Annotated in this window: 1 pseudogene; it reads left to right on the top strand. The window is 37.4% G+C overall.

Going from position 1 to position 1,000, the window contains the following annotated elements:
- Positions 1-551 precede the first annotated feature (551 nt).
- Positions 552-824 (top strand): annotated as a pseudogene (locus G634_RS21685) (ISNCY family transposase); the annotation flags it as partial.
- Positions 825-1,000: the final 176 nt, after the last annotated feature.

Here is a 1,000-nt window from a genome sequence, read left to right as displayed (position 1 = left end):
CATTAGGTGTTATATTGTGTTACCGTAGAATCTTTCCCTTGTTTTTTCCCTTATCAGTACTCATAAAGCACTATGGAACGATATAACACAAGGGAAATCATAAGGGAAAGTAAAGCATCTGCAAATTTAGTATTTTCAAGGGCTTGCGGATGATGAAATAACAAATAGTAATGAGTTATAACGTCGTTGGGAATGGTTCATTCCCAATCGAAGTTTGTTTCAATAAAAGATTTGAATAAGTATTTTTGAGTGATGTAAAAGCAGAGAGAAACATAATTGTTCTCTCTGCTTTTTTGTTATGGGTCGTGACCCAGTTTCGCGCGCGAAGCGTGCGAAATATAAACCACCCGCTATGCGGGTGCGCGGTGTTTGTTATACAAAAAAATCACCTTTCCGTTATAATTTTGGATAGGCGTTTGCAAAACGACAGAAGCCGCGTAATTACGGCATTCTTTTTGCTACAAAATTAAACAACTCCTCACTGGTTCATGGTAAAATTGAGTTGTCCAGAAACAATAAACCATGCCCAAAAGAAAGGAGTTGTCACCTATATGATACCATATCATCAGTTGACTTTGGCCGATGTTTTTACAGAAACTCAAAAACTTTTTGAATCTGATAAACCCGAGTTTCTGAAACTGCTCGAATCTTCCATAGATCTCAGTGAATTAATACCGGTTTCTTTTGGAAACCATTTCTATGCTTCTACGGGAAGCCCCCGTGAATACTCATTGACGTCTTTGCTTTGGGCTCTCATTATCCAGCGTATCTTCTCCATCCCGACTGATTCCCTGCTTCTGACTTTCCTCAAATACTCCAAAGATACATAGCTTCAAGCTTCACTGACATCTATTTTGGCACACGGGGTAATACAAAATAGATTGTCGTGTTTTTTGCTGTGGCTGATGTTTTATAATCAGCTGGTAAATAAAAATAATATGTATTGTCAGCTGATTATAACGCTAAAATTGCATTAAAACCAGCTGATAAAGATATAAAA

The sequence above is a fragment of the Butyrivibrio sp. NC3005 genome (assembly GCF_000424545.1).
In the GTDB taxonomy this organism is placed as follows: Bacteria; Bacillota; Clostridia; order Lachnospirales; family Lachnospiraceae; genus Butyrivibrio.
The sequence above is the reverse complement of the archived record's forward strand: the minus strand, read 5'-3'. Positions and strand labels throughout refer to the sequence as shown.